Below are 21,128 nucleotides of genomic sequence, written 5' to 3' on the forward strand. Positions count from 1 at the left end.
CGGCCATCAACTCGTTCGTCAAGAGCGGCGGCGAGTCGATCAACATCATCGCCGGTGCTGCGGCCGGCGGCGCGCAGCTGGTGGTCAAGCCGGAGATCAACTCGGCGGCTGACCTCAAGGGCAAGACCCTCGCCTCGCCCCAGCTCGGCGGCACCCAGGACGTCGCCCTGCGCGCCTGGCTTTCCTCCCAGGGCTACAAAACCAATGTGGACGGCAGCGGCGACGTCGCCATCAACCCGACGGAAAACGCCCAGACCCTGAAGCTGTTCCAGGACGGAAAGCTCGACGGCGCGTGGCTGCCTGAGCCGTGGGCGTCCCGCCTGGTCCTGAACGCCGGAGCCAAGGTGCTGGTGGACGAGAAGGACCTGTGGGACGGCTCGCTCTCCGGCAAGCCGGGCGAGTTCCCCACCACCATCCTGATCGTGAACCAGAAGTTCGCCGCCGACCACCCGGACACCGTCAAGGCACTGCTGAAGGGCCACGTGAAGTCGGTCGACTGGCTGAACCAGGCCTCCGCCACGGAGAAGGCAACGGTCATCAATGCGGCACTGAAGGAAGCGGCCGGCGCAGAGCTCAAGGCCGACGTCATCGACCGGTCCCTGAAGAACATCGTCTTCACCGTGGACCCGCTCGCGGGAACCTACAAGAAACTCCTGGCTGACGGCGTGACCGCCGGCACCACCAAGCAGGCGGACATCAACGGCATCTTCGACCTGCGCGCGCTCAACAGCGTCTCGGGCGGGAAGACCTCCGCAGCCGGGCTGGGCAAGGAGTAGCTTTCAGCGGCACCCGGGCACCGCAACTTCCTGCGGAAATACTGCGCATTTACGGTGCCAAGGCTGCGCAGCGCGCCGCTACGCTGATGGGGTCGCCCCATCAGCGTAGCGGCAACGCTTAAGGGGGATGCCGGTGACCGGTTTAGGAAAGAGCAGCACGTCGCGGCCGGATATGTCCGGCATCTCCGCACCGCCAATGGTCCGGCGTTCGGCCAGTGGACGGATCCCGCAATGGGCCATCGACGAGGCCTTTGGCAAGCCCGGGGTGCCTGAACCGTGGCGCAGTACTGCCCCCGCACCTGTACAGCGGAAGAAGGCCCGGGGGTGGCACAGAAGGCGCCCACGTCCAGCCCGGCGGTCGGTGCGGTTCAGGACCACCCTCGGGATCGCCGTCGTTGCCTGCCTGTACTTCACCCCCGCACTTTTCGACCGGGTGGTCCTTCCCCTCGCGGCGCCCTACCTTCCCGGAGCGAAGGTGCCGCCACCGGGATATGAGGCCGCTCCCTCACCCTTGGGCACCCCTCCAGTAAGCACAGGTTCCACCGCCTTCCTACTGCAGGAGTCGCCCCGGGCAGACCAGCACCTGGTTGCTTACGATCCGTGCCGCCCCGTTCATTACGTTGTCCGGCCGGACAAGCGCCGGCAGGTGGAGACCTCCTGATCCGGGAAGCCGTGGCAGCAGCGTCGCAGGCATCGGGTCTGAAGTTTGTGTACGACGGACCCACGGCGGAGGCACCCAGCGATGACCGGCAGGCATTCCAGCCTGACCGCTACGGGAAACGCTGGGCGCCCGTTTTGATCGCCTGGTCCACTCCCGCGGAAACTCCCGGCCTTGCCGGAGACGTGGCCGGACTCGGCGGAAGCGGTTACGCGCAGGCTCCCGGGCAACCACTGGTGCCACTGGTCCTCGCCGCGGGCCAGGTAAGCCTCGACGCCCCTGATCTTGCCGCTATCTCCGCCGGCCGCCCGGACGGTGCGGCTGAAGTGCGGGCAATCATCATGCACGAACTTGGACACGTGCTGGGCCTCAACCATGTCAATGATCCGGCCCAACTCATGTTTGCCGAAAACAGGAGCGTCACGGACTATGCGGCAGGTGACCGGGCCGGTCTTGCCCTGCTGGGAAGCGGCCCCTGCGTGCCGCAGTTGTAGCGGAGACGTTCACCGGACCCTCGGCCAAAAGCTCTTGGACTGGGGGTAGCGGCTACCCGCCCAGCGCGTTCAGCTCGGCCCGCGTGGGCGGGTTGGCCCCTGGGCGGGAGACCGTGACGGCAGCAGCCTTGGCGGCGTGGGCCAGCAGTTCGGCGAGGCCTTCGGCAGGGAGTTCGCGCAGTTCCTGGCGGTTCTGGGCGCCGTCCAGTTCCCTGTCCACGAGGCCGGAGAGCAGCGCCGCCATGAAGGAGTCGCCCGCCCCGACGGTATCCGCCACCTCAACCCGGGGCGCGGCGACCTTGGCTTCGCCGGTCCGGCACACGCCCCACGGCCCGTCCGCGCCCCGGGTGACCACCACCAGGGCGGGCCCTTCCTCGCCGCCCAGGGCGAGCCAGTTGCGTGCCGAGTCCAGGACGTCCTGTCCGGGGTACAGCCAGGCCAGGTCCTCGTCGGAGGCCTTCACCACGTCGGAGAGCGTGACGAATTTTTCCGCCTGCCTGCGCGCGAAGTCCACATCCGTGACGATGCTCGGCCGGCAGTTCGGGTCGAAGCTGATGGTGGCGGACGGGTGGGCATATTCGACGGCGGCCAGCACCTCGGTGGCACCCGGCATCAGCATGGTCGCGATGGAGCCGGTGTGCAGCAGGGTGGTGCCCTGCAGCATGAAGCCGAGCCGGTCGGCCATGCCGGGCAGCTCCCAGGTGAGGTCGAACGTATAGGTGGCGGCGCCGTCGTCGTCAATCAGTGCGGTGGCCACGCTGGTGGGCAGGTCGTCCGGCGGAACCGGCAGCATCACTGAACTGGAGCGCAGGTGGGCCGCCACCGAGTCACCGTAGGCGTCACGGCCGTAGCGACCGATGAACTGCACCGGGTGGTCCAGCCGGGCCAGGCCCACGGCAACGTTGAGCGGGCTGCCGCCCACGTGGGCCTCAATGCCGGAGGCACGCTGGACAACGTCAACAAGGCCTTCGCCGATAACTGTGAGCATGGACATACTCTGCCAGAAACGGGGCGCGCTCAGCAGTTCATGTCAGCGCAGCAGCCGGCCAATCAGCTCCCGGCACGTCCGGTACGCCTCCGACGTGACGTCGATCAGCGCGAAGTGGTCGCCGGGAACGGTGACCAGCTGCGGGGGCACGGGGCCCAGGCGGCCCGCCTGCACGTACGCGGCGGACATGGCCAGAGGGACGTCGTCGTCATTTTCGGCGTGGACGGCGTAGACGGGCACGTCCAGCGGCAGCGCGGCCATCGGGTCCGCATACCGGAACCGTTCCGGAACGTCCGACGACGGTCCGCCCAGCAGGGTGGCCGCCGCACCGTTGCTGAGGTTGAGCTTTTCGGCCCCTGCCAGGTCCAGCACGCCGGACTGGCTCACCACCCCGGTCAGGCCGACGCCGTCCCCGTGAGCCTGTACCCCACGGTCAGCCGCCGGCAGGCCAAGCCTCCCCAGCCGGTCCCGCCCGGCAGCCCAGACAGCCAGGTGGCCGCCCGCGGAATGCCCCAGTGCCACCACCTTGCCCAGGTCCAGGCCGTGCGGCCCGGCGAGCGCGGCGAGTTTGTCGATCCCGACCAGGATGTCCTGGAACGTGCCGGGCCAGCCCCCGCCGTTCCCGGCGCGCCGGTACTCGAGGTTCCAGGCAGCCATGCCGTGTTCCGCCAGGTCCTTCGCCAGCGGTTCACCCAGTTCGGCCCCATACGTGGAGCGCCAGTAGCCGCCGTGGATCACCACCACCACGCCCCGGTGTTTCCCGCCGGTCGGGAGGTCCGGCAGGAAAAGTTCACCCCACTGGCTCGGGTCCTGGCCGTATTCATAGCGGTGGCGTTGCACTGGCCCACTTTAGCTGCCCCCATCACCGGAAGTGGGCCTTGTGTCCGCAGGCAGAACCCTCGAAACTGGGCCAGTTCGTGCGGCGCGCCACGTCAGGGGTCCGTTTAGCCGCACCGTCCGGTGGGCACGGTTCCCGCATGGAAGATCAGGAAGTGACCACGCAGGATTCAACGGTGGCGGACTGGACTCGGGCGCTGGCGGAGTCCACCGGCTCCCCGGGCGGTGGTGCGGGGACGGGGCTGATGCTCGCCGTCGCGGCGTCCTTGACGTCCATGGTTGCCGGTTACAGCGATGACGACGGCGGCGAGCCGGACAGGATCCGCGGCCGGGCCCAGGCGCTGCGCAAGGAAGCCCTGGACCTGGCCGATGACGATGCCGCCGCCTCGAAGGCATTCGGTGCCGCGTTCCGGCTCGCACCGGGCAAGGAGCGGGAGGAAGCGATCCGGCAGGCATCCGTGGAAGCGGCGGCAGCCTCTGCGGTCCTGGGCGAACGGGCCATCGACGCCATTGACGATCTCGCCTGGCTGGCAACCAAGGGCAACCGGGCATTGGTGGCGGACGTCGTCGTCGCGTTCGGCGCCCTCCGCGCCGCCGTCGCCGGGGCACGCACCAACGTCAGCTTCGACCTGGGCTCGCTCCGCTCCGCGGGTACCGGCCTTGACGAGGTCCGGGAACAGCATCCGGACCTGTGGGCCAGCGTCGAGAAGCTGAATGCCGCCATGGAGCGCATCGACGAGCTGACGGCAGTGATAGACCACAGGGCCGCGCCCACCGACGCCGCTTGAACGGGACGATACTGGGAACCACAAGCAATCCAGGGAGGGCCGCGCATGGCACGCGTTTTCATCACCGGATCCACGGACGGGCTTGGGCTGGCGGCGGCGGAGACGCTGCTCCGGGAGGGGCACGAGGTGATTGTCCACGCGCGGTCCGCGGAGCGGCTCCCCGCGGTTCAGCACCTGCTGGACCGCGGGGCGCAGTGCGTCCTCGGGGACCTGGCCGTGACTGCGGACACCCGGCAGATTGCGGAGCAGGCCAACGGGATCGGCGGCATTGACGCGGTCATCCACAACGCCGGCGTGCTCAGCGGCCCGGCTCTGCTGCCGGTCAACATGGTGGCCCCCTACCTGCTGACGGCCCTCATCGCCGGCCCGCGCCGGCTCGTGTACCTCAGCAGCGGCATGCACCGCGGCGGCACCACCGGCCTGGACGGCCTGGATTGGGCAGGACGGACGACGACGGCTTCCTACTCCACCAGCAAGCTGCAGGTCACTGCGTTGTCGGCAGCGCTGGCCAGGCTGGTGCCGCACGTCGCCAGCAACGCCGTCGACCCCGGCTGGGTGCCCACCCGGATGGGCGGCCGGTCAGCCCCGGATGACCTGGAACTGGGCCACCGGACCCAGGAATGGCTGGCCACCAGCGACGATCCCGAGGCCCTCTCCAGCGGCGGCTACTGGTACCACGGGCGGCGGCAAACACCGCATCCAGCGGCCAACGACCCCCGGTTCCAGGACGCCCTGCTGGCCCGGCTCGCGGAGCACACCGGCGTCACCCTCGGCGCGCTGGCCTAGCCCTTCAAGCCGGTGCCGCCAGCTCGCGGATGGTGATTCCGGAAAAGGTGGCCGGGCCGCCGTCTGTGTAGAAGGAGATCCCGGTGTCGCCGTCAGCGAAGTGCACCTGCTGGGAGAGCACGGTGTGCCCGGCGTTGATGAATACTTCCACGCTTTGGGTGTCCACGAAGATCCGCAGGTGCACGGACCGGGCGTTGGGATCGATGGGTGCGGCAGCCCGCGTGTACGGGACCAGTGAGTACCCCGTGAGATCCGATGGCGCCCGGTCAACATAGAGGTCAGCGCCATACTTGCCGATGTTCGTGTGCCGCAGCCCGTCCGCTGAGCGGCCAACGGAAACCCCCACGTTCGTGGCGGCCTCCCACGAAATGTCCAGCTCCAGCTCATACGCATGTCCGTGCCAGGGCAGGACGGCACTGCCGTTGACGGTCCGGTCCGGGAGCGTGGTGGTGGAGGTGACGTGCTGGCTGAGGGCAGTGATGGGGCTGCTCAGCAGGCTGTACCAGCCGCCGGCCTGGCGTTCCAGGCGCAGTTCCCGCACGATTGAGTTCTGGCCGTTGTACCCGTCGGTGGCATCGGTGGGAACATCGCGGGCGGCGTATTTCCAGTTGTTCATCCAGGCCACGGCATAGCGGCGCGTGTCCGGCGCCTCCAGGACGGGCCACGTCACCGCCGCGTACCAGTCCCACCCCCAGTCCAGCCACTGTGGGTTGGTGACATCGTCGGCGAGGAACTGCTGGCCGTCCCAGGTTCCGGTCCAGTAGGCGTACGTCATGGGCAGCCCGATGCTGTAGGCGTCCATGCTGGCACCCAGCACCCAGTGCCGCGTGCCGTCGCCGGCCGTCATCTCGAAGAGGTCGGGGCATTCGATGCCGCCCAACGCGTGGTTCGGATAGTCGAAATTGCGCTGCAGCTGCCAATCGCGCAGGTTGGCGGATGTGTAGAACGCGGCGTACCGGGCGCGGCCGATGACGCACACCCATTCCCCGCGGGCCGCGTCCCAGTGGATCTTGGGGTCGCGGAACCATTCGGCGTTCTCGATCTCAGCCTGCGTGGTGGCGGTCCGGCCCCCGGTATTGGGGATCACCGGATCCGGCAGGGCCGTGAACGTATAGCCGCCGTCCGTGGACCAGTAGAGGTACTGCTCCTGGTACTTGCGGATGCCGCCGGTGGGCTGGGTTGCCAGGACAACCAGTGCGCCTGCGCCGAAGCCCGCCGTGTTGGCAGCATCCACGACGGCGGAACCGGACCAGACCGGGAAGTCCGGCTGCAGCGGCAAAGCCACGCCGTGGTGCGTAAAGGCCACGCCATCCGCAGTGGTGGCGTGGTCCCAGCCACCAGGCCCGTTGTTTTGCGCCGAGTGCAGGTAGTAAAGGTGGTACGCGCCATTGAGGAAGACCGGCCGCTGCGGGTCGCAGAGCCAGCCCGTTGGCGGGGTCATATGGAAATTGGACCGGAGTGAGGCCTGGGCGCCGGCAGGAGCGGCCAGGGCATTTCCAAGGAAAAGCGCGAACGCCCCGGCTCCGGTTCCTTGGAGGAGATGGCGGCGGGACAGGGCATTGCGGCAGGACATGGCATGGGTCATCGTTGACTTCCTCTCATGGGGCGGAGGATCCGCCGGGAAGCGCCACCATCGCGGCGGGAACGGCGTCGACCCCGGCCTGCGGAAAATGATTAAGCGCTTTAGCAGAAGAGGGTAACGCCGGGCAACTTCATCGGTCAAGCGTTTAAGCGCGCCAGCCTCCACGGCCCGCCGGCAACAATCGACGGGGAAAAGAAATCTTGCTAAAACGCTTGATCAAATACCGCCCTCCGCGCTACCTTCAAGGTGATCAAACGATTTAGCAGAAATGGACATCACCGCCGATGAGCTATCCCGTCTTCTTCCAGCCCGCCGATGCCTGGGTTGGCGACCTTATCCCCTTCCAAAAGGACGGCGAGTTCTGGCTGTTCTACCTTCACGAAATCCGCTCGGAGCCCAAGCCGGGAACCGCCTGGAACCTGGTCACCAGCAAGGACCTGGTCCAGTTCCAGGACCACGGCGTGGCCCTCCCCCACGGCAGCAGCGCCGACCCCGACTTCAACTGCTACACCGGCAGCATCGTGGCCGACGGGTCCGGGATCCACCACCTGTTCTACACCGGGCAAAACCCCGGCCGCCTCGGCGCCGACGGACTGCCCCTGCAGCTGGTCATGCACGCCACCAGCACGGACGGCATGGACAACTGGACCAAGCACCCGGAACTCACCTTCGGCGCACCCGCAGAGTACGAGCCGGGCGACTGGCGGGACCCGTTCGTCTTCCGGGACGAAGCCGCCGGCCTGTGGCGGATGCTGCTCGCCGCCAGGCACTCCGAAGGCCCGGAGCGCCGCCGTGGCGTCATCGCCCAGTGCGTCTCCACCGACCTGATGACCTGGACCCACACGGAGCCCTTCTGGGATCCGCGCCGCTACATCACCCACGAATGCCCTGACGTGTTCGAGTGGAACGGCTGGTGGTACCTGGTCTACTCGGAGTTCTCCGAAACCTTCACCACCCGGTACCGCATGGCCAAGAGCCCCACCGGTCCCTGGACGGTGCCTGCCCTGGACAGCGTGGACGGCCGCGCGTTCTACGCCTCGAAAACGGCAGCGCGGGACGGCCGGCGGTTCTTCTTCGGCTGGATCGCCAGCAAAGAGGGCCATTCCGACGACGGCGCCTGGCAGTGGGCGGGCACCATGGCGGTGTTGGAGGCACGGCAGAACCCGGACGGGACGCTGGCGTTCGGGTTCAGCGACGAACTGGTGGACAGCTTCTGGGACGAGGTGCCGCTGGAGCTGGACGGTGCCGCGCCTTTCCCGACGCTGCCCCTCCGGCTGGACGTCCCGGACGGCTACAGCGCCGCCGTCACCCCCAACCCGATGCCCACCCAGTTCCACGCCAGGGCAGTGTTCGACATCCAGGCCGGCACCACCGAATGCGGGCTGCTGATCCGCTCCACCCCGGACGGCGACCACTCCTATGTCCTCCGCCTCGAACCGAAGCGCGGACGGCTGGTCTTCGACCGCTGGCCCCGGACCATTACCGGTGACGGGCAATGGCAGGTGTCCGGGGATGTCCCGTTCGCCATCGAACTTGAGCGTCCCTGCGACCTCGCACCGGGAAGCCACGCGCTGGAAGTCATCGTCGACGGCGACCTGTGCGTCGCCGTCGTGGACCGGCGGGTGGCTCTCAGCACCCGCATCTACGACCTGGCCGCCGGCGGAATAGGCGTCTTCGCCGGCGAAGGGTCCGTTACTGTTACCGATTTCGAAGTTCGCAAGCGCACCGACAACTGAATACCACCCTTCCGTTCCATCCGACCCACCCAACAGATCGGCTCCAATCAAGGGAGATTGCCGCAATGAAAAACCTCTTCCGCGCTGCCGCCGTCGCAGCAGTCACCGCCCTCGCCCTCACCGGCTGCGGGGGCGGAGCCTCCACCAGTTCCACCAACGTCGCCCCCACCGGCGAGATCAAGCCGCGGGAAATCTCCTGGCTGCTCTCCCGTCCCGCCGACGGCGCGGTCATCAACATCATGAAGAAGCTGGCCGACGACTACGGCAAGGACCACCCCGGGTTCAAGCTGAACCTGATCACCACCCCGGACCGGCCCTCCTACATCCAGAAGCTCGAAACCCTGGCCGCTGCCAACAAGCTGCCCGAACTGTTCGACACCGACGCCACGCCCTTCGCCCAGCAACTGGCGAAGCAGGGGAAGATGCTCGACGCCGAGAAGCTGCTGACCACGCTCGGCATCTACGACAAGTACCGCCCAGGAGCCCTGGACTACCAGCGGTTCGACGACGGCTCCCTGTACATGATCCCGTTCCAGTACGAACTGGAGTACGTCTGGTACAACAAGGCACTGCTGGCCAAAGCCGGGGTGTCCGTGCCGAAATCCCTGGACGATATCCCCGCCATGTGCACGGCCCTGCGCAGCGCCGGCATCACACCGATCGCGCTTGACGGCCAGGACCAATGGCCGCTGGAACGCTACGCCGCCTACCAGGCATTCCGTGAGGCGGGGCCGGAGTACGTGCAGAAGCTGAAGAAGGGCGAGGCAAAGTTCACCGATCCCGCCGGGCAGAAGACCGTCAACTGGCTCGCGGAACTGGGCAAGGCCAAGTGCTTCCAGGACGGGTTCTCCGCCCAGGGCTACTCCGACGCGCAGAACCAGTTCACCTCGGGCCAGGCCGCCATGTACAACATCGGCACCTGGGAACTGCCCAGCCTGGCCACGGACAAGCTCAACCCCGCCGTCCGCGACAACATCGACTTCTTCACCCTGCCCACCACGGCCGGCTCGGTGACGGCGGCGAACGAGTTCGTCTCGCCATCGGGGATCGGCATGGCCGTCAACGCCAAGACCTACGATCCGCTGGTAAGCGACTTCCTTAAGTTCGCCCTGCAGAAGTACCCCGCCGAGTACGCGGCCACCGGGGCGCTCTCCCCCACCACCGACGTCGAAACCACCGTCCCGGCCAACGCCACCCCGCTGTATCGGAAGGCGCTGGACCAGGCCAAGGACCTCGGTTCCAAGCAGGCCATGCCGTGGGACACCCAGCTGGACCCCACCACCAACGGGCGGCTGCAGCAGGAACTCGTCCTGCTGGTGCAGGGCGAAATCACGCCGCAGCAGTTCACGGAGACCATGGACAGCACCATCGCCCAGAACGCCCCGAAGTTCTTCAAGTAAAGGCCCGCCATGCTTCCCACCAGGATGCTTCCCAACCGGTCCAGGACCTCCGTCCTGGTCTTCCTCCTCCCGCCGCTGCTGCTGTACGGCGCGGCCGTCCTCTTCCCCATCCTCCAGTCCCTGTTCCTGAGCTTCTTCTCCTGGAACGGCATCAGCGACATGGAATTCGTGGGCCTGGAGAACTACCTGCGCATGTTCACCGCGGATGACATCTTCTGGCGCGCCTTCCTGAACGCGCTCCTCTACCTGGCCATTTGCCTGGTCCTGCAGCTGGGCGGCGCGCTGGTGGTGGCCAGCCTGCTCACCTCGCTGCGCCGTGGCCGGGAGCTCATTAAAACCCTCTACCTGCTGCCTGCCGTGATCTCCACCGTGGCCATCGCCTTCCTCTTCGTCCGGATCTACTCGCTGGAGCCGGTGGGCCTGCTCAACCAGCTGCTGCAGTGGATCGGGCTGGGCAGCCTGGAACGGCCCTGGCTCTCGGACGTCAACACAGTCCTTGCGGCGGTGTCCGCGCCGGAGGGCTGGCGCTTCACCGGACTGTACATGCTCATCATCTACGCGGCGCTGCTCGCGGTGCCCAAGGAGCTGGAGGAAGCCGCGGTCCTGGACGGGGCCTCGCGCTGGACCCTGTTCAGCAAGATCCGGTTCCCGTACATCCGGCCTGTGTGGATCACCACCACCATCATGGCCACCACCTACGGCCTGCGCGGCTTCGACATCCCGTACCTGATGACCAACGGCGGGCCCGGGCAGTCCTCGGAGCTGCTGACCACCTACATGTACAAGACGGCCTTCACCAGCACGGACTTCGGCTACGCCAGCACCATCTCGGTGTTCATCGTGGTCGAGTGCCTCGTGGCCGTGGGCCTCATCCTGTTCCTGCTCAAGCGGAAGGCAGACGCATGATCACCCAGGCAGCCCCGCCAACCCGGCCCGCCGCCGTCGAACCTCCCCTGCGGCCCGTACGCCGCAGGCGGCGGCCGGACCTGTTCCGGACCCTGTCCCGCGTGCTGATCATGCTGATCGTGATCGTGCAGGTCTACCCGCTGGCGTGGCTGTTCCTCACCAGCCTGCGCACCGAGCACGACTTTGCCACCGGCGATCCCTTCGCCCTGCCCGGCGCCCTGACCTGGGAAAACTACGCCAGGGCGTTCGAAACCGGTGACCTGGGCCGGAACATCCTGAACAGTTTCGTGGTGACCATGGGCGCGAACATCCTCATCGTCCTGCTGGGCATGATGGCCGCCTACGCCATCCAGGTGCTCGGGTTCCGGCTCAGCAAACTGGTCCGCGGGCTGTTCATGATCGGCATCATCGTCCCGGTCCAGATCGCCCTGGTCCCGCTGTTCATCGACTACTCCGCGGTGAACCTGCTGGACACGTACCAGTCCATGATCATCCCGCTGGCCGGGTTCTCACTGCCCATGTCGGTGTACCTGTTCTGCTCCTTCTACGAGTACATCCCCAAGGAAACCTATGAGGCGGCATCCCTGGACGGCGCCGGCCCCTACCGGATCTTCGGGCTGATCACGCTGCCGCTGTCCCTGAACACCGTGGTCACCGTGGTCCTGGTCAACAGCATCTTCATCTGGAACGACTTCATCTTCGCCAACACCTTCGTCCTGTCCGAGGAGCTGAAGACCATTCCGCTGGGCCTGCAGAACTACATCGGCGCCATGGGCAAGGTGGACTGGACCGCCACCTTCGCCGCCGTCTGCGTCACCATCACTCCGCTGCTGCTGGTGTTCCTGGTGCTCAACAAAGCAATGATCCAGGGCCTGGAAAGCGGGGCGACCAAGGGATGACGGCCACGGCAGGCGGATATACTCCTGACGGAGGCCAGAAGATGTCAACGGAGAACAAGCCAGGTGAGGCGGTGCCCGCCGCCCCCGCACCGCGGTTGCCCGAACGGGCCCACCCGGTGACCCTCCGCGAAGTGGCAGAAGCCGCCGGGGTCTCCACGGCCACCGTGTCCCTGGTGGTCAACAAGAAGAAGAGCGCCCGGATCGCCGAGGAGACGCGGCAGCGCGTCAAGGACGCCATCCGCACCCTGGGGTACCGGCCCAACGCGATGGCGAAAACACTGGTCAGCGGGACGTCGAAGTTCATTGGGCTGGTGGCCGACGGCGTGGCCACCACCCCCTTCGCCGGCCAGATCATCCACGGAGCACAGGACGAGGCCTGGAAGCACGGGTACGCCCTGCTCATCGCCAACACGGAGGGCAACGGCGAACTGGAACAGGACGCCATCAAGATGATGCTCGAGTACAAGGTCCGTGGCATCCTCTACTCCACCTGGTTCCACCGGCAAACGGACATCCCGGAGCCGCTGCGGGAAGCGGAGTTTGTTCTGGTCAACTGCTTTTCCACCGAGCCGGGGACCCGGGCGGTGGTTCCGGACGAGGTCCAGGGCGGCCGCTCAGCCACCGACATCCTGCTCCGCAACGGCCACCGGCGGATCGCCTTCATCAACGCCACCATCCCGGCTCCGGCCAAGGACGGACGCCTGGCCGGCTACCGCGAAGCCCTCGAGGATGCGGGGGTGGCATTCGATCCGGCGCTGGTGATGGAGGCCTACCCGGACCAGGAGGGCGGCTACGGGGCCACCGCTGAACTCCTCAAGCGCGACGTCAGCGCCGTGTACTGCTACAACGACCGGATGGCCATGGGCCTCTATGACGGGCTGCGGGAGCGCGGCCTGTCCATCCCGGACGACATGGCCGTGGTGGGCTTCGACAACCAGGAAGTCATCGCCGCCCACCTGCGGCCGCCGCTGTCCACGGTGTCCCTGCCGCACTACGAACTGGGCGCCGCCGGGGTGCGGACACTGCTGGGGATCGATGCCGCCCCGGATGGGCCCGCCAGGATCAACTGCCCGCCGGTGGAGCGGGCCTCGGTCCGCGCGCCGGCCCGGGCCTAGCAAGCGGGGGAATCCAATCCGGCGATCCTTGAAGACATAATGTCCCCGCGTATCTCTCCATGACTCCAATTTTACGAAAATAGAGCATTTACGACTCCGGGTTGAGAAGTGTAAATTGCCATGTCGAACTGACTGGTGCCGATTATCGCCTTACGGCTAATTTTCTAGGATTGACTCCCGGACACATCGTGACCGGGGAATTTCACCAAGAAGTCCTGGGAGGGTGGACGCGAAAACGCGGCCACCATCTGTCACTTCAGGCAGAGAGACGCCGGCATGACCACACAACAGATCAGCGCAGCAGCAAGCTTCATCCAGGATTTCATCCTGGATCTCACCAGCCACCTTCCCTGCATCGAAGTACTGCTGCCAGGTGCTGGGACCGCGCGGTACAGCCACGATGCTGCAACGGTAAAAACTTCGGCCGCAGCGCAGGAGCCGGGCCCCGCCGTCGTGCTTCCGACCACGGCAGCCGAAGTGCAGGCGGCGGTGAAACTTGCAGCCGAGCTTGGAATAACGGTTGTGCCGCGCGGCGCCGGGACCGGCCTGTCAGGGGGCGCGTCAGCCCGCCAAGACCAGGTGGTTATCTCCACGGAAAAGCTCAATCGCATTATCGAGGTCTCGCGCCTGGATGAAATTGCGGTGGTCGAGCCGGGCGTTATCAATGCTGAACTAAATAAGCATCTGAAGCCTTTCGGGCTTTTTTATGCACCCGACCCGGCAAGTTTCGATATTTCATCGCTCGGCGGAAATATTGCCACCAATGCCGGCGGCCTCCGGTGCGCCAAATACGGCGTCACGCGCGAATCAATACTGTCACTTGACGTGGTCCTTGCCGACGGCAGCCTCATCAGCGTCGGCCACCGTTCGATCAAGGGCGTCACAGGGCTTGATCTCACCTCCTTGTTTGTCGGCTCTGAGGGCATCCTAGGGATTGTCGTAAGCGCAACCGTCCGGCTGCGTCCCCTTCCCGTGGCGCGCGGAACCGTCAGCGCCTTCTTCGACAGCACGGCCGAGGGCGCCAGAGGGTTGTCAGCCATCACCCTCTCACCGGTGCGCCCTGCCGCCATCGAGTTCTTCGACACCCCGAGCCTCGAGAACATCGACGCCCACTCCGGCACCGCCCTTCGGGCGCGCGGTGCGGCGCTTATCCTCATCGAACTCGACGGCTACGGCATCAACGAACAAGCCGCTGACCTCACCGCTGCGCTCACCCAGGCCGGCGGCCGGGTCACCTTGGAGACAGACGACGACGGCATCCGGCTCTGGGACCTCCGCCGCAACGGCCGTGGCTTCCCGCAGGACAAGTGGTACATCGGCGAGGACATCGCCGTGCCCAAGTCCCAACTGCCTCGGGTCTACGCCGCCTTCCCGGTGCTGGAAGCACGCTTCGGCGTGGACATTTCGGCGGTGTCGCATGCCGGCGACGGGAACCTCCATCCGCTCATCACCAAGGACAAAGCAGCCGATGACGGTGCGCATCCGCCCGCCGTGCTTCTGGAAGCCGCCACGGAACTCGTGAAAGTGGCGCTGTCCTTGGGCGGCACGGTGACGGGTGAACACGGTGTGGGAACCGTCAAGCGCGAATGGGCCGCGCTTGAACTTTCCGAGCGCAGCCGCGAGATCCAGCACGCGATCAAGGCCGCGCTTGACCCCCAGCAGACCCTCAACCCCGGCAAGGCCATCTGACCGCCCTGCCCGCACACCTCCGTGGCCACCCGCCACTTCAATGCATCCAGGAGAACCCTATGAACACCGTCTATCAACCTGAAATCCGGAGGCGGATCTTTCTCGCCGGCCTCAGCGCCCTTTCAGCCAGTGCCGTGCTGACTGCATGCGGTGGAGTCACCGCCACCAATACGTCCAGTCCGGATACCCCGGTCGACGGCGGAAACATCACCTTCCTGATCCAGGGCTACGACACCGGGTGGGTCTCCAGCAAGACATCCATCTCCAGCTACGAGGGCAACCTCTGGGGACAAATCACGGACAAGCTGGTGTACGTCAACGAGAAGGGCGAGCTGAGCCCCTGGGTCGCGGAGAGCTGGGAAGAGCTCAACGGCGCCAAGGACTTCGTCATTCACCTGAAGAAAGGGGTGACCTTCTCCGACGGAACCCCCTTGGACGCTGCAGCTGTGGTCGCGAACCTGAATGCGTGGGCCAAGGGAGACTCCACGCGGGGTGTCAGCAAGGTGGGCCTGTTTCCGTCCAGCAACTTCGTCTCCGCCGAGGCAACCGACACCGGGACGGTCAAGGTTTCTTTCTCCTCACCCGCGCTGGGCTTCATCGCCACGCTCGCGTACCACGGCTGCATCCTGCTCTCACCGAAGACCCTCGCGCTCCCTGTTGAGGCCCAAGCCGACCTCAGCCAGGAAATCGGCAGCGGCCCGTTCGTCGTCAAGTCCTGGAAACAGGGCGACAGCTACGTGCTGGAGAAACGCAAGGACTACAACTGGGGTCCTGCGGGGCTGGGCCACACCGGCCCCGCCCGCCTGGACAGCATCACCTACAAGGTCATCAAGGACACCGCCGTGCGGACTTCCACAGTCGTCTCCGGCCAGGCGGACGTAGCGTTCAACGTTGAGCCGCAGGAAATCGAGTCACTCAAGGCCCAAGGCTTCACTGTTGGAACGCCCCGCTACCTCGGTTTCGTCGACGGATTCCAGGTCAACACCCAAGCGTTTCCCACCAATGAGGCCGCCGTTCGCCAAGCCATCCAGCACGGCATTGACCGCGAGGAGATCCGCAAGACCGTCTATACGGAGGATTGGAATGCTGCCACTACCTTCATCCAAGGCAACGTCCCGGAGGCCGGCGACTTCAGCGACTCCTTCAGCTTCGATCCCGACAAGGCCAACAAGGTCCTTGATGAGGCCGGGTGGACCAAGGCGTCCGACGGCTACCGCACCAAGGACGGCAAGGCCCTCGAGTTCACTCTGACACCCAATCCGTATGTCCCGTCCACCAAGGCCGAGGACGAGCTCATCGCCCAGCAACTCAAGAAAGTGGGCATCAAGGTCAACCTCAAGGTAGTGGACGTCGCGGGGTACGCGGCTGTGCAGGCCAGCAAGCCGCCGCTGTTCCAGACCTCCCGCAGCTTCGTTGACGTCGGCACTGTGGCCGGTGTCCTGACCAGCCAGAACAAGGGCGAAGACTGGTTCGGCCTGGGCACCACCGACCGGAAGCTTAATGATCTGTCCACCGCCATCGCCACGGCTTCAGACCGGGGATCCCGTGAGAAAGTGGCGTACGAACTGCAGCAGTACGTCCTGGACCAGGGATACTTCGTCCCGCTGAACCAGCTCGTCCAGCGCCTTTACCTGATCAACCCCAAGGTCAAGGACGTCCAGTACAACGGCCTGGCCTACGCGAACTTCTACACCGCATGGATCGCCAAGTGACCAGCGATTACGGGCGCTTTGCCCTCATCCGGGCGGGGCAGGCGGTCGTCGTGGTTCTGCTCGCCTATGTCCTCACCTTCCTGGTCATCAGCGTCCTCCCGGGTGACGCGATCACCAACACACTCCGGGATCCCCAGCATGGCCTCAGCGAAGAAGACATCCAGCGGATCGTGGCGTTCTACGGCCTCGACCAGCCGGTCATCGTTCAGCTGCTGCTCTCCCTGGGGCGCTTCCTGACCGGCGAACTGGGTTTCTCCCTGCAGTCCAACCTGCCGGTGTCCCAGTTGGTAGGTGACGCTTTGCCGTCGACTCTTACTCTTGCCACGAGTGCACTGGTGATTGCGGTCCTCTTCGCCGTGGTCATCGCCTACGGCGCCCAGTACCTGCCGGCGAAGTGGGCAGCCGTTGTCCGCTCCATACCGTCGCTTTTCCTCTCGGTGCCGAATTTCGTGATCGGCCTCATCCTGATCGAGCTCTTTGCTTTCCGGCTCCATTCGTTCACCACCACGGATCCCAACAGCCCGGTGGCCACCCTCTTCGCGGCCGTCACACTGGCCATTCCGGTTTCGGCACCCTTGGCTGAGGTTCTCATTGCAAGCCTCGATTACGAGTCGCGGCAGGAGTACGCGGCAGTGGCCCGCTCACGGGGACTGACCGAAGCCAGGCTGTTCGCCAAGCACCTGGTTAAGCCGTCTGCCCTGCCGTCGGTGGCCATGGTGGCGCTCATCATTGGTGAGCTGCTGGGAGGCTCCGTGATTACGGAAACCATCTTTGGGCGGGACGGCATCGGAACCGTAGTCCAGAAGGCCGTTACGGGTGAGGACCAGCCTGTCCTGCAGGCGGTGGTCTCACTCTCCGCGGTCATCTTCGTGGCCCTGAACCTCGTGGCAGATCTTGCATCGCCACTCCTGGATCCCCGCGTCAAAGTCCGGGAGAAGGTGGGAACATGACTGCCATCCTCAGCAATCCCAAGCTCCTCGACGGCGGTGCGCAAGAGGTGGAGAAGGCGCCGAAAAGGCTGACCTCGGGCCTTCCTCCGGCCACGGTCGTCCTGTCCTTCGCCGTGGTGCTGCTGGTCATCTTGTGGTCGCTTGTTCCGGGCATCTTCACCTCCTTCAGCCCCGTCACGGGAGACACGGCCGCCAAACTGGCGCCGCCGGGTGCGGCACACTGGTTCGGCACCGACTACCTCGGGCGGGACCAGTACGCCCGCGTGGTGTACGGGGCTGCGTCCTCGGTGAGCAGCGCGTTGGTGGCCGTGCTCATCGGCCTGGTCGTCGGCAGTATGATCGGCCTGGCCAGCGGCTTCCGGGGCGGCTGGCTTGATGCCATCCTGGGGCGCTTGGTTGACGTGCTGCTCGCCATCCCCGGGTTCTTGCTTGCAGTCGTCATCGTCAGCTCCCTGGGTTTCCAGACCATCAACGCCGCCATCGCTACCGGAGTGTCCGCCGTCGCTGTTTTCGCCAGGCTGATGCGGGCGGAAGTCATCCGCGTCCGCAGCGCAACTTACGTGGAAGCGTCCTACCTGGAAGGTGGAACCCGGCTCCACGCCCTGCTGGGGCACATCCTCCCCAACGCCTACCGTTCCGTGCTTGTCCTGGCCGTCCTGCAGTTCGGCACCTCCATCCTGGTCATCGCCTCCCTGGCCTTCCTTGGCTACGGCGATCCACCCCCAGCTTCCGATTGGGGCCTCCTGGTCGCGTCGGGCAAAACCTACGTCACGGCTCCGTGGCTCGTGTATGCACCCGCCGTGGTCATCGTCGGCACCGTCCTCTCCGTGAACCGCATCAGCCGCTGGCTGCGAAAGGCGAAGTGACGTGGCCCGCTTACGAAAGGACACCGAAGTGTCAGCAGACCTGCTAACCGTGGAAGGCCTGTCGATCGCCTACGGGCCCACCGCCGTCGTCCACAATGTGGGGTTTTCCCTTGGCCGCGGCGAGAGCCTGGCACTGATCGGTGAGTCCGGCTCGGGTAAGTCGACCATTGCCAAGGCGATCCTCCGCCTGCTCCCACGCGGTGAAGCGACCGCCACAGGGAGGGTGACATTGAACGGGCGCGAGGTTCTGGCCCTGCCTGAAAAGCAGTTCCGGCCCCTACGCGGCAGGGAGCTCGGCTTTATCCCGCAGGACCCGGCGTCGGCCCTGAACCCCGTGCGGACCATCGGCGCGCAGGCCCAGGAGGCCGCGGCATTGCTCGGCGGGACCGATCCTGCTGTCCCGCGCCGCAGGATCCTGGAGGTTCTTGACCAGGTCGGGCTGCCGGATCCGGCCCGGATTTACGATTCGTACCCGCATCAGCTCTCCGGCGGCATGCTCCAGAGGGTACTGATTGCCCTGACGGTCCTGCCGCGTCCTTCGCTGATCGTGGCGGACGAACCGACGTCCGCACTGGACGTGACGGTTCAGAAACTGGTCCTCGACATGCTCACCGGACTCCGCCACGAGTTGGGAATCAGCCTGCTCCTGATCACGCACGACCTCGCCATCGCGGCGGAACGCGCCGATTCGCTGGTGGTCCTGAAGGAAGGGGCAGTGCAGGAGAGCGGGGCATCGCGTCAGCTCTTCGCCGCGCCGAAGACCGACTACGCACGCCGGCTGCAGGCTGACGTTCCGGCCCTTCACCCGGACCGGTACCGGAGCCAGCGGCGTACCCCGGTTTCGGAAGCAGCGTACGACGGCGGCTCCCGGACCGGCGCTGAAGCCCCGCCCCTGCCGGGCCCCCACATACAGCTCCAGGATGCCACCAAGCGTTTCACTGCCGGCGGCAAGGAGGTCCTGGCCGTCAATGGGGTGTCATTCTCCGTGGAACGCGGGCGGACGCACGCGCTCGTGGGCGAGTCGGGGTCCGGCAAGACCACAGCGGTCCGATTGCTGCTAGGCCTCGAACAGCTGGACGGTGGGCAGATCGCCATAGCGGGCCAGTCGACGTCGGGCCGGTCCCGCGGCGAAGTGCGCGGGATCCGCCGCCACCTGCAGCTCGTGTACCAAAACCCGTTCACCTCCCTGGACCCTTCCTGGCGCGTGGGCAGGATCATCCGTGAGCCACTGGACCAGTTCGGAGTTGGCAGGAAAGCCGAGCGTGCGGAGCGGGTGTTCGAAGCACTAACGGCAGTGGGGTTGCCCGGTTCCGTCCTGGCCCGCCGTCCCGGCCACCTGTCCGGCGGACAACGCCAACGGGTGGCCATCGCCCGGGCACTTGTGCTGAGACCCGACGTCGTGGTTCTGGACGAGCCCACGTCGGCGCTCGACGTGACCGTCCAGGCGGGCATCCTGGAACTGCTCGCCAGATTGCAGCGCGACCTCGGGCTCACCTACCTGTTCGTATCGCACGATCTGGCACTGGTACGGCAGGTGGCTGACACTGTCTCCGTCCTGCGGCGGGGCCAGGTTGTCGAGGACGGCACTGTAGAGGACATCTTCCAGCGTCCGCAGCACCCCTACACACGGGCGCTCCTGGCCGCTATTCCCTTGGCGCCGGCTGCTGCCCAGCCCCCCGCCTACGCCGTGGACGCCGCGGCCAACCACCAACTAGCAAAGGCAACAGCATGACCGTGAACCTGACCACTACCCGGCGGCCTGCACTGATCGAAGCTTTCACGGCACCGAAGGGCTTCGGCGACGCAACCTTGCGCGACCGCCGGGCTGACGCCATCGAACTTCTCGGCGGAATTCCCGATCCCGGCGTCCTTCCCACCGATGAACTGGCAGCTGCGACAGCACGCGTCCTCGCCAGGCCCGGTGTTCCCGCACTGCAGTACTCACGGACCGAAGGCATCTCACCCCTTCGCGAGTGGATCGCTGAGCGCGAGGGCGTTTCCGCGGACCGGATCCTGATCACCAACGGAGGCTTCCACGGACTGTCCCTCGCCATCCAAACCGTCGTGGAGCGCGGCGGCCTGGTGGCCGTGGACAACCCGATCTTCCCCCTCTTCCTGCGGGGACTGCAATTGTCCGACGCGCGCACGTTGCCGGTGTTCATGGGACCGCGAGGGCTAGACATCAACCATCTTTCCGACCAGCTCCGAGCCGGCGCCCGGCCATCTGCCCTGTACACGGTGCCCGACTTCCACAATCCATCCCAGGGCACGCTCCCGGCGGAAGCACGCAAGGAACTGGTGCGGCTGGCCGAGCACTACGGTTTTGTGGTCCTGGCGGACAATCCTTACCGCGAGCTGCGGTTTGCCGGTGGGCAGGAGAGTGTGGAGGAGTTCAACAACTCCGACCATGTCCTCCACATCAACACCTTCACCAAGACCCTCGGTCCGGGCCTGCGCCTTGGCTGGACGGTGGCTCCCGGGCACTTGGCGCGCGACCTCGTGGCACTGCGGAGCCGCCAGGATTCGCACAGCTCCACATTGGTCCAGGCCATTATCGGGGAACTCGTGACGTCCGAACCGGAAATTTTCGACGCCACCCTGGCACGGGCCCGGTCGCTGTACCGCCGGCGCGCCGAAACGCTGGTCGGCGCCCTGCACCGGGAAGCACCGGGAGCCTTCGAAACCGTTCTCCCGGAGGGCGGCCTGTTCCTCTGGCCCAAGCTCGCCAATCCGGCCATCGATCCCGACCGGCTGGCCGCCGATGCCAGCGCCGAGGGGGTGGAGTACCAGAGGGGCTCATTCTTCCCCTCCGGACCGGGCACGGACGCCGACCGCCGCCTGCGCCTGGCTTACGGCGACGTGGCTGAGCCGAAGCTGGAAGAGGCTGCGGCCCGTTTGGCCCGGGCCTTGCTGCGGCAGCGTCCGTAGTAGTCCCGTGCCGGCGGC

19 protein-coding genes are annotated in these 21,128 nt (G+C 66.2%); 16 read left to right on the forward strand and 3 right to left on the reverse strand.

Annotated features, from left to right (window positions below; genetic code table 11):
• The 3 genes from PUN71_RS19620 to PUN71_RS19630 form a co-directional block, all read left to right on the forward strand.
• Positions 1-776: ABC transporter substrate-binding protein (locus PUN71_RS19620; RefSeq protein WP_277799753.1), on the forward strand; the 776-nt coding region annotated here is incomplete at its 5' end.
• A gap of 361 nt (positions 777-1,137) precedes the next feature.
• Positions 1,138-1,437, forward strand: a complete 300-nt coding sequence (locus PUN71_RS19625; protein WP_283532419.1) for a hypothetical protein — start codon at positions 1,138-1,140, stop codon at positions 1,435-1,437.
• A gap of 11 nt (positions 1,438-1,448) precedes the next feature.
• Positions 1,449-1,928 (forward strand): matrixin family metalloprotease, encoded by a 480-nt coding sequence (locus PUN71_RS19630; protein WP_277799755.1) that lies wholly within the window; start codon positions 1,449-1,451, stop codon positions 1,926-1,928.
• Between the two features lie 52 nt (positions 1,929-1,980).
• Here PUN71_RS19630 and PUN71_RS19635 read toward each other — a convergent pair whose 3' ends face one another.
• Positions 1,981-2,916, reverse strand: coding sequence for a carbohydrate kinase family protein (locus tag PUN71_RS19635; protein ID WP_277799756.1), 936 nt, complete (start codon positions 2,914-2,916; stop codon positions 1,981-1,983).
• Positions 2,917-2,958: 42 nt separating this feature from the next.
• Entirely contained in the window at positions 2,959-3,756 is a 798-nt protein-coding gene (locus PUN71_RS19640) for an alpha/beta hydrolase (protein WP_277799757.1), read from the reverse strand.
• Positions 3,757-3,893: 137 nt separating this feature from the next.
• On the opposite strand from PUN71_RS19640, the gene PUN71_RS19645 reads away from it, so the two are divergent.
• Both PUN71_RS19645 and PUN71_RS19650 read left to right on the forward strand, forming a co-directional pair.
• The gene (locus tag PUN71_RS19645; protein ID WP_277799758.1) at positions 3,894-4,541 is read left to right on the forward strand and encodes a cyclodeaminase/cyclohydrolase family protein; all 648 of its coding nucleotides are present in this window, start codon (positions 3,894-3,896) and stop codon (positions 4,539-4,541) included.
• 45 nt (positions 4,542-4,586) lie between these two features.
• Entirely contained in the window at positions 4,587-5,327 is a 741-nt protein-coding gene (locus PUN71_RS19650) for an SDR family NAD(P)-dependent oxidoreductase (protein WP_277799759.1), read from the forward strand.
• 4 nt (positions 5,328-5,331) lie between these two features.
• On the opposite strand, the gene PUN71_RS19655 is transcribed toward PUN71_RS19650, so the two are convergent.
• The gene (locus PUN71_RS19655) at positions 5,332-6,912 is read right to left on the reverse strand and encodes a glycoside hydrolase family 32 protein (RefSeq protein WP_277799760.1); all 1,581 of its coding nucleotides are present in this window, start codon (positions 6,910-6,912) and stop codon (positions 5,332-5,334) included.
• Positions 6,913-7,193: 281 nt separating this feature from the next.
• Here PUN71_RS19655 and PUN71_RS19660 point away from each other — a divergent pair, with 281 nt between their 5' ends.
• The 11 genes from PUN71_RS19660 to PUN71_RS19710 all read left to right on the forward strand — a co-directional run bounded on the left by PUN71_RS19660 (position 7,194) and on the right by PUN71_RS19710 (position 21,110).
• A complete protein-coding gene (locus PUN71_RS19660; RefSeq protein ID WP_277799761.1) occupies positions 7,194-8,645 on the forward strand; it encodes a family 43 glycosylhydrolase in 1,452 nt (483 codons plus the stop codon).
• A 65-nt stretch (positions 8,646-8,710) separates the two neighbouring features.
• On the forward strand, positions 8,711-10,045 hold the full coding sequence (locus PUN71_RS19665) for an ABC transporter substrate-binding protein (RefSeq protein WP_043453868.1): 1,335 nt from the start codon (positions 8,711-8,713) through the stop codon (positions 10,043-10,045).
• Positions 10,046-10,069: 24 nt separating this feature from the next.
• Positions 10,070-10,951, forward strand: coding sequence for a carbohydrate ABC transporter permease (locus tag PUN71_RS19670; protein ID WP_043454011.1), 882 nt, complete (start codon positions 10,070-10,072; stop codon positions 10,949-10,951).
• Positions 10,948-11,850: a carbohydrate ABC transporter permease gene (locus tag PUN71_RS19675; RefSeq protein ID WP_277799762.1), complete on the forward strand. Its 903-nt coding sequence runs from the start codon at positions 10,948-10,950 to the stop codon at positions 11,848-11,850. The genes PUN71_RS19670 and PUN71_RS19675 overlap by 4 nt, the downstream gene beginning before the upstream one ends.
• Positions 11,851-11,891: 41 nt before the next feature.
• Positions 11,892-12,965: a LacI family DNA-binding transcriptional regulator gene (locus PUN71_RS19680; protein ID WP_205622275.1), complete on the forward strand. Its 1,074-nt coding sequence runs from the start codon at positions 11,892-11,894 to the stop codon at positions 12,963-12,965.
• A 276-nt stretch (positions 12,966-13,241) separates the two neighbouring features.
• The gene (locus tag PUN71_RS19685; protein WP_277799763.1) at positions 13,242-14,654 is read left to right on the forward strand and encodes an FAD-binding oxidoreductase; all 1,413 of its coding nucleotides are present in this window, start codon (positions 13,242-13,244) and stop codon (positions 14,652-14,654) included.
• Between the two features lie 59 nt (positions 14,655-14,713).
• Positions 14,714-16,366, forward strand: a complete 1,653-nt coding sequence (locus PUN71_RS19690; RefSeq protein WP_277799764.1) for an ABC transporter substrate-binding protein — start codon at positions 14,714-14,716, stop codon at positions 16,364-16,366.
• On the forward strand, positions 16,363-17,316 hold the full coding sequence (locus PUN71_RS19695; protein WP_277799765.1) for an ABC transporter permease: 954 nt from the start codon (positions 16,363-16,365) through the stop codon (positions 17,314-17,316). Before PUN71_RS19690 ends, PUN71_RS19695 begins: the two co-directional genes overlap by 4 nt.
• Positions 17,313-18,182, forward strand: a complete 870-nt coding sequence (locus tag PUN71_RS19700; protein WP_277799766.1) for an ABC transporter permease — start codon at positions 17,313-17,315, stop codon at positions 18,180-18,182. Before PUN71_RS19695 ends, PUN71_RS19700 begins: the two co-directional genes overlap by 4 nt.
• Positions 18,183-18,210: 28 nt before the next feature.
• Positions 18,211-19,914: a dipeptide ABC transporter ATP-binding protein gene (locus tag PUN71_RS19705; RefSeq protein WP_277799767.1), complete on the forward strand. Its 1,704-nt coding sequence runs from the start codon at positions 18,211-18,213 to the stop codon at positions 19,912-19,914.
• On the forward strand, positions 19,911-21,110 hold the full coding sequence (locus PUN71_RS19710) for an aminotransferase-like domain-containing protein (RefSeq protein WP_277799768.1): 1,200 nt from the start codon (positions 19,911-19,913) through the stop codon (positions 21,108-21,110). Before PUN71_RS19705 ends, PUN71_RS19710 begins: the two co-directional genes overlap by 4 nt.
• Positions 21,111-21,128: the final 18 nt, after the last annotated feature.

Origin of the sequence: Arthrobacter sp. NQ7 (assembly GCF_029581595.2) — a bacterium.
In the GTDB taxonomy this organism is placed as follows: Bacteria; Actinomycetota; Actinomycetes; order Actinomycetales; family Micrococcaceae; genus Arthrobacter; species Arthrobacter phenanthrenivorans_B.

Coding starts and splice junctions, on each gene's coding strand:
- PUN71_RS19670 (WP_043454011.1), top strand. CDS start 10,070: ATGCTTCCCAACCGGTCCAGGACCTCCGTCCTGGTCTTCCTCCTCCCG.
- PUN71_RS19710 (WP_277799768.1), top strand. CDS start 19,911: ATGACCGTGAACCTGACCACTACCCGGCGGCCTGCACTGATCGAAGCT.
- PUN71_RS19645 (WP_277799758.1), top strand. CDS start 3,894: ATGGAAGATCAGGAAGTGACCACGCAGGATTCAACGGTGGCGGACTGG.
- PUN71_RS19680 (WP_205622275.1), top strand. CDS start 11,892: ATGTCAACGGAGAACAAGCCAGGTGAGGCGGTGCCCGCCGCCCCCGCA.
- PUN71_RS19655 (WP_277799760.1), bottom strand. CDS start 6,912: ATGACCCATGCCATGTCCTGCCGCAATGCCCTGTCCCGCCGCCATCTC.
- PUN71_RS19665 (WP_043453868.1), top strand. CDS start 8,711: ATGAAAAACCTCTTCCGCGCTGCCGCCGTCGCAGCAGTCACCGCCCTC.
- PUN71_RS19675 (WP_277799762.1), top strand. CDS start 10,948: ATGATCACCCAGGCAGCCCCGCCAACCCGGCCCGCCGCCGTCGAACCT.
- PUN71_RS19700 (WP_277799766.1), top strand. CDS start 17,313: ATGACTGCCATCCTCAGCAATCCCAAGCTCCTCGACGGCGGTGCGCAA.
- PUN71_RS19635 (WP_277799756.1), bottom strand. CDS start 2,916: ATGCTCACAGTTATCGGCGAAGGCCTTGTTGACGTTGTCCAGCGTGCC.
- PUN71_RS19690 (WP_277799764.1), top strand. CDS start 14,714: ATGAACACCGTCTATCAACCTGAAATCCGGAGGCGGATCTTTCTCGCC.
- PUN71_RS19660 (WP_277799761.1), top strand. CDS start 7,194: ATGAGCTATCCCGTCTTCTTCCAGCCCGCCGATGCCTGGGTTGGCGAC.
- PUN71_RS19685 (WP_277799763.1), top strand. CDS start 13,242: ATGACCACACAACAGATCAGCGCAGCAGCAAGCTTCATCCAGGATTTC.
- PUN71_RS19650 (WP_277799759.1), top strand. CDS start 4,587: ATGGCACGCGTTTTCATCACCGGATCCACGGACGGGCTTGGGCTGGCG.